Source organism: Mangrovibacterium sp. (assembly GCF_059905295.1).
This window is the reverse complement of the sequence record NZ_JBZQJF010000335.1, coordinates 22,520-29,705: the sequence shown is the minus strand read 5'-3', so window position 1 is coordinate 29,705 and position 7,186 is coordinate 22,520. Positions and strand designations below refer to the sequence as shown.

Here is a 7,186-nt window from a genome sequence, read left to right as displayed (position 1 = left end):
CGGATTAGTCGGGCAAAACATCAATCAAAGGGTAACAAAACATCATTCAGCCCAGGTTATTGGACTTGACATTCCCTATTTTTACGATTTATCCAATAGTTCCTCTCAGCCAACTGTAGATTATGAATATACAAAAAGGAGACTGACTGGGGTCTATGCAAGTGTAGATCTAGCCTACAAGGAAATGTTATTTTTAACTGCAACCGCAAGAAATGACTGGTCCTCTACCCTCCCCTTAGACAATAAATCATTCTTTTATCCTGGGGCCAACATCGGTTTTATCTTTACCGAATTGTTGCCTAAAAACCATATACTACCTTACGGAAAACTTCGTTTGGGTTGGTCACAAACAGGTAATGATGCCGATCCATACCAAATTTATTCTGTATTTGTCCAAGGTAATCATACCGATGGTTATCGGGAATTGACATATCCTCTTCCCGGCAATATAAACGGTTTTGAAGTCTCAAACCAAATTGGAAACCCCGATCTCCAACCTGAGATTTCTACAGAAACTGAAATTGGTACAGACTTGCGTTTCCTGAACAATAGAATCGGTCTAGATTTTACCTACTACAACAGAACAATCACTGATTTAATCTGGCCGGCCTCACTGGCTGCCTCTACCGGGTATACAAGTCAGATTATGAATTTGGGAAAAATAACCAATAAAGGAGTAGAAATATTACTGACTTTAACTCCATTAAAGTCCCAAAACTTCGAATGGACAATGCGCTTAAACTATTCGAAAAACCGCAACAAACTTGTTGAACTAGCTGAAGGGCTGGACCAAATCGACATTGGAGGAACAAGCAGATTAAATTTTGTTGCCCGTCCAGGTTATCCCATCGGGTTGTTTTATGGAGAAGTTCCCAAATACTATGAAGGTAAATTAGTAGTAGATGCTGACGGTTTGCCAATTTCAGAATCGGATTATGGAATTTATGGAGATGCTGAATATGATTATATTGCAGGGATCACGAATGAACTCAGATACAAAGGTCTGTCATTAAGTTTCACAATCGATGTTAAGCAAGGAGGTCTCATGTATTCAAGAACTGCAGAAATGCAATATTTCGCAGGAACAGCACCTCTCACAACTTTTAATGACAGACAGCCATTTATTATCCCTAATTCCGTAGAACAAGTCGTAGACGACAATGGAGACATCTCTTACATTGAGAATACACACCAGATTTCTTACGACAATAACCTCCATACTTATTGGGGACAATCTTATGGAGGCGGACTATTCAACAGACGTTTTGTCATTGACAAGTCCTTTGTCAAACTAAGAGAAGTCGTTCTATCCTACAGGCTACCAAAAAGTTTGACGGCAAACCTCCCAATCAATGAATTACAGGTAAGCCTAATCGGTCATAACTTACTTCTTTTTACACCTTCTTCAAATACCTTCATTGATCCTGAAGCAACAACTTTTGGAAATGACATTGAAGCAGATTATGGTGAATTTAGTTCCACTCCTAGCGTCCGCAGTATTGGTGGAAGTGTAAAAATTTCTTTCTAACGATTTAATTAGAATTGACATGAAAAAATTCAAAAAAATAATAGCACTTTTTGCATTGCTGGCCATGGGATACAGTTGTTCTGATTCGTTCTACGATATCAACAAAGACCCCAATAATCCAAGTGATGCGACAGTACAACTCGTTCTGCCAGTAGGCCAAAGTTCATCATGCTACGTAATTGATGGCTGGTGGCAAATTATTGGAGGAATTTGGGCACAGCATTGGACCCAATCAACAGGGGCCTCTCAGTATCGCGACTTTGAGGACTATACAATTACAAGTTCTTCGTTCGACAGGCAATTCTCTGAACTTTACTCTGGAGCACTGAATGACTTAGAATTTGTACGAAAAAAAGCAATGGCCAGCGAGAATTACACCTACTACTTGATGGCTACGGTGACTCAGTGCTACGTTTTTCAAGTTCTGGCTGATTTATACGATCAAATCCCTTTCTCAGAGGCTTTAATGGGTGACCAAGGTCTGATTCTTCCGAAGTATGATAATGGACAGGATGTTTATGATAGTTTAATTGTTCGCCTTGACAAAGCTTTAGCTTATGATCTTACATCAAGCAACAATGAAACTCCCGGAAGCGATGACCTTTACTTCCAAGGCGACATGGACCATTGGACTGAATTCGCCAATAGCTTAAAACTCAAAATCTATATGCGACAGGTATATGCACGACCAGATGTCTCAAAAAATGGAATTGCAGCGATGATAAATAGCGGAGCAACCTTCCTGACAGCTAACGTAGCAATGACCCAGTTTGCAGATGAACAGAACAGAAGAAATCCGGTTTATGAGACCGGTGTCGATCGTTTATCCGGAAACATCTCAGCAAGTGCCACAACTGTTGATTATTTAATCGAAAACGACGACACAAGACTAGATCACCTTTATAATAAGCCATCGGCAGGAGGTGCACATAATGCACTTACACAAGGGGATTATAAGAACCCAAGTCCGACAAATATCTCAGGTCTTTCAACACCAAACCTCTCTTACGATGATGGAGCCTATTTAATGACCGTTGCAGAAGTGAATTTTCTTTTAGCAGAGGCAGCAATCCGATGGCCGGAACTGGGATTAAATGCGAAGAATTACTATGATGCTGGTGTTACCACTGCTTATGCAAAATATGGGATAGCGGATGATGCCACTTCGGTTCTTGCAAGTGGGGGAGCATATGCATTCTTGAGTTCTGGAACATTTGAGCAAAAATTAGAGCAGATCATTGTTCAGAAATGGCTTAGCATGATAAACAGCCAAGGCATTGAAGCCTGGGAAGAGTATAACAGAACCGGTTATCCTGTATTAAGCCCATCTTTAAATAATGCAACTGGAGGACAAATGCCTAAAAGATTCATTTTCGATTCCGACGAAAGGGCAAGAAACCCTGAAAATGTTCCTGTGAAAAAAGAAGTTTACGAAAAAGTTTGGTGGGATAAAAAGTAAAAAACTATGACAATGAAAAATATAAATAAAATCTTTGTTGGATTTGTTTCCATCATTTCTCTTGCAACCATTTTATATAGTTGCAGAGATTTAGCAACAGAAGGTTTAACAACGGGAATAACCTATTATGCTACCTTTGACTTTCAGGGAGATCATGTTATTTTACATCAATTAGGTGACCCTTTCGTTGACCCCGGTGTAACTGCGACTGAAAATGGTGAATCTGTTGTTGTAACCAAGACTGTGTCCGGTAAATTCACCAATTATTCAGGCACCGAAGTAGATGTTAATACACCCGATCAATATTCAATTACTTATCAAGCAACTAACAGCGACGGGTACGATGCATATATTTACCGCGATGTATATGTCTTCAATACAGGAGATTTAGTCAACAGCATCGAAGGCTTATATACATCAACGGTCGTCCGAAATGGAGTGTCAGGAGCTCAATATACGGATATGGAATATGTACTGATTACAAAAACCGGCGACAATACATACAAATTGTCAGATGGTATTGGCGGATACTATGATCTTGGAAGAAATTATGGAATCGTTACTAGTGCTCCTGTAGAAATTACTGCTAATGATATTCCTTCTAATGAATTTACACTACCTGATTTTGAAGTCGGATATTTTGGAGGAACAGTATCTTTCAAATCATTTACAGTAGATGCGGCATCCAAAACAATAAGTTTTACAAGTGATTGGGACGCTGGATATGAGTTTGTAGTTACGTTAACACAAGTACAACCTTAAAATTATCGTTCGATGAAAAACACAATTAAATATTTTACGATTCTCATATTGGGAATATCCATATTTCAAGCCTGTGAAAAAGATGATGATCCAGGTGTTTCTACCGCTTATCCGGTAGCGGGAGAATGGATCGTAAGTGAATATTACGACGGTGAATTCAGTTATGGTCCCTACGAGTTGCAAATTTATAATACGGCAAACGGAGTAGATTCGATCTTCATCGATAATATTTACGACTCAGGCATTAAAATTAAGGCCAGATTAAATTCCGACAATACATTTGATGCAACATCTTCACCTGATCTTGCAGGCGCCGTTACTTCGGTAACCATTGAGAATGGGTTACTGATTGGTAATGACAGCATTTCCTTTGATGTTATCCTTTATGATGGCACTGATGTATATGATCAACTAACAGAAGTTGGTGTCAGAAAAACTGGTTTCGAATAACTAACAACTCTTAACTTCAAGACGCCGTTTAGGCGTAAGAAACTTTATACGAATAACGAGAGAGAAGAGGTTGTCCAGTTCTTTTGGGCAATCTCTTGCTTTATTTACGTCTTCTGCTTTTTCTTCTTCGCAGCAGGAAACAGGACATTATTCAGAATAAGCCGGTATCCGGGAGAGTTGGGATACAGGTTTAGGTCGGTGGGTGGGTCGCCCACCAGGTGGCGGTAGTCTTCAGGGTCGTGACCTCCGTAGAAGGTCCAGAAACCTTTGCCCAGTTCGCCATGAATGTAGCGGGCTTCACCGGCTGCTTTGTTTTCACCCATAATCAGCACATTCGACTTGATGAGCTTGCTGTTAAAAGCAGTCGTTTGTCCCATAAAACCACGAATAACGCGCTGGTGATCCTGGGTTAACATGGTTGGCACCGGGTCCCATTTGGCCGAAAAGTCGAACAGCGTGAAGAAATCCTGTGTCTGCGGTACATTCCGGGTGGTTGTAACATCGATATCGGAAAACCGGTAGATGTAGGGATTCATTTCCAGTGTGAAGTCTTTAAAGGCTAAGGTTTCGCTATAATCCAGCTTTTCGTTAGCCTTTGGATCTGCCGGGTCGCCATCAAACATTACATCGCAAATATCGTCATCGTGAGCAGCCAGGGCAATATCGTAGGTATCGGTCGCAGCACACATAGCAAACAAAAAGCCCCCGCGTTCAATATAGCTCTTGATTTGCTCTGCAACATAGCGCTTCATCTCCGAAACCTTGGCAAAGCCATTTCGTTCAGCCGCAGCTTTATTCGAGCGAACGTCTTCCTGGTACCAGGGCATATTCCGGTAATTGGCGTAAAACTTTCCAAATTGCCCGGTAAAGTCCTCATGATGCAGGTGCAGCCAATCGTAATCCTTCAGCTTACCGGCTATAATTTCATCGTCGTAGATAAGATCGTATGGAATCTCAGCATAAGTCAACACCATGGTGACAGCATCGTCCCAAGGCTGCTTATTTTTAGGCGAGTAAACGGCAATTTTAGGCGCTTTCTGCATGCTCACAGCATCCTGGTTAACGGAAGGACTCGAAATTTCCGAAAGGATCAGATTAGCCTTTGCATCCGCAATTTTTTCCACACTGACGCCGCGTATCACACATTCTGATTCAATTTCGGGAGCATACTGAATCAGGAAACTACCTCCCCGGTAATTTAACAGCCACTTTACCTCAATGGCTTTTTCGAGGGTCCAATAGGCAATACCATAAGCTTTCAGGTGATTGCGTTGCTGGTCATCCATCGGGATTAGCAGGTACAAAGCTTGCCCCTGCTTAACCAGCATTAAGCAAAAAAGAAGGAACAGAAAAATAATTTTCGAAGGCTTAGAAAGGCGCTTCGTTTGGATCTGGTTTACCATAGTCCGTATTGTTTTCTGTTTCGAATCCGGTATTCACAGGCATCCCAACACCGCCCGAATCGGCATTCATTTTTGAGCTGAAAGTTTGCCCGAAGCTACCACCTCCAATCTCTTCCGGGATAGAGCTTTCCAGGTCACAGAACTTAACCTGCTGCTTTTTGAAGGCCAACTGCACATCGCCCACCGAACCGTTACGGTGTTTGGCGATAATGATCTCGGCAATGCCCAACAGCGAGTTTCCGTTTTCATCTTCGGTGATCCCGTAATATTCCGGTCGGTGAATAAAACATACCAGGTCGGCATCCTGCTCAATCGCTCCCGATTCACGAAGGTCGGAAAGCTGGGGGCGGCGTCCTTCCCTGTTTTCAACGGCACGGCTCAACTGCGACAGGGCCAAAATAGGAACATCCAACTCCTTGGCAATAGCCTTCAACGAACGTGAGATCATACTCACCTCCTGTTCACGACTACCACGCCCGGCATCACCTGCCGTCATCAGCTGCAAGTAGTCGACGATCACCACACCAATATTGTGCTGCATCTTCAAACGACGGCATTTAGCCCGGAACTCGAAGATCGACAAAGCCGGCGTATCGTCCACAAAGATCGGAGCATCCTCGAGCACTTTTAATTTCCGGTTGAAGTTCTCCCACTCCCATTGTGCCAAACGACCATTCTTAATTTTCTCGGACCCCAGTTCGGTTTCGGCAGCCAGCAAACGATTCACCAACTGTACCGAGGCCATCTCGAGCGAGAATATGGCAACCGGTGCACGATGCTCCACAGCCATGTTTCGCGCCATCGACAAGACGAAGGCCGTTTTACCCATCGCCGGACGAGCAGCAATAATTACCAGGTCGGTTTTCTGCCATCCCGAAGTCATACGGTCCAAAGCAGTAAAACCGGTCGGGGTACCACTCAAACCATCTTCACGTTTCGAAGCTTGCTCGATCATCGCAGCAGCCTCTTTCAGGATTGGCTTAATCGGCAAGGTTTCTTTCTTGATGTTTCCTTCCGCAACCTTAAACAAGGCTGTTTCCGAAAAGTCAATCAAATCATCCACGTCCATGTTGGCATCATAAGCCTTTGTCTGAATTTCCGAAGACACCCGGATCAGTTCACGCTGAATATATTTCTGAGCAATAATCCGGGCGTGAAACTCGATATGTGCAGCAGAAGCAACACGACTGGTCAACTGCGTAATATAAAGCGGGCCACCAACCTCGTCGAGTTCTTCCCTGTTTTTCAGTTCCTGGGTAACCATCAACAAGTCCACCGGTTTTTCATGTGTAGACAAGTACTTAATAGCCTCAAAGATCTTCTTGTGTTCGTCTTTATAAAAGCTATTCGTATCAATAATATCAGCAACGGTAACATAGGCATCGCGCTCCAACATTAAAGCACCCAAAACGGCTTCTTCAACATCAACTGCCTGTGGTGGTAGTTTACCATACTGGGCATTAATTTGCTCTATTGCTGCGCTTGCGCTATTGTTTCCTCTGTTATTTCCTCTGTTATTGTTACGCTGTACTGCCATCGAAAAATTGTGTAAACTGGTTGATTTTCACTCTTTATTTCGCTCAC

At 42.7% G+C, this 7,186-nt stretch carries 6 protein-coding genes; 4 read left to right on the top strand and 2 right to left on the bottom strand.

Going from position 1 to position 7,186, the window contains the following annotated elements; all coding sequences use genetic code 11:
* From AC37HE_RS16990 to AC37HE_RS16975, 4 genes are all read left to right on the top strand, one after another.
* Window positions 1-1,528 (top strand): TonB-dependent receptor domain-containing protein (locus AC37HE_RS16990; RefSeq protein WP_500784308.1); only part of this gene is annotated, 1,528 nt, incomplete at its 5' end.
* Window positions 1,529-1,547: 19 nt separating this feature from the next.
* On the top strand, window positions 1,548-2,987 hold the full coding sequence (locus AC37HE_RS16985) for a SusD/RagB family nutrient-binding outer membrane lipoprotein (protein ID WP_500784307.1): 1,440 nt from the start codon (window positions 1,548-1,550) through the stop codon (window positions 2,985-2,987).
* A gap of 12 nt (window positions 2,988-2,999) precedes the next feature.
* Window positions 3,000-3,749, top strand: a complete 750-nt coding sequence (locus AC37HE_RS16980) for a BT_2262 family domain-containing protein (protein WP_500784305.1) — start codon at window positions 3,000-3,002, stop codon at window positions 3,747-3,749.
* Between the two features lie 12 nt (window positions 3,750-3,761).
* Entirely contained in the window at window positions 3,762-4,199 is a 438-nt protein-coding gene (locus AC37HE_RS16975) for a lipid-binding protein (RefSeq protein ID WP_500784304.1), read from the top strand.
* Between the two features lie 104 nt (window positions 4,200-4,303).
* Here the strand turns inward: AC37HE_RS16975 and AC37HE_RS16970 are convergent, their stop codons facing one another.
* Complete coding sequence (locus AC37HE_RS16970) at window positions 4,304-5,602, bottom strand: hypothetical protein (RefSeq protein WP_500784303.1); 1,299 nt, start codon at window positions 5,600-5,602, stop codon at window positions 4,304-4,306.
* The gene (gene dnaB / locus AC37HE_RS16965; protein WP_500784302.1) at window positions 5,568-7,139 is read right to left on the bottom strand and encodes a replicative DNA helicase; all 1,572 of its coding nucleotides are present in this window, start codon (window positions 7,137-7,139) and stop codon (window positions 5,568-5,570) included. Before dnaB ends, AC37HE_RS16970 begins: the two co-directional genes overlap by 35 nt.
* Window positions 7,140-7,186: the final 47 nt, after the last annotated feature.

Bases quoted from the DNA above. Each gene is read 5' to 3' on its own strand.
- AC37HE_RS16985 (WP_500784307.1), top strand. From the start codon at position 1,548: ATGAAAAAATTCAAAAAAATAATAGCACTTTTTGCATTGCTGGCCATG.
- AC37HE_RS16980 (WP_500784305.1), top strand. From the start codon at position 3,000: ATGAAAAATATAAATAAAATCTTTGTTGGATTTGTTTCCATCATTTCT.
- AC37HE_RS16975 (WP_500784304.1), top strand. From the start codon at position 3,762: ATGAAAAACACAATTAAATATTTTACGATTCTCATATTGGGAATATCC.
- AC37HE_RS16970 (WP_500784303.1), bottom strand. From the start codon at position 5,602: ATGGTAAACCAGATCCAAACGAAGCGCCTTTCTAAGCCTTCGAAAATT.
- dnaB (WP_500784302.1), bottom strand. From the start codon at position 7,139: ATGGCAGTACAGCGTAACAATAACAGAGGAAATAACAGAGGAAACAAT.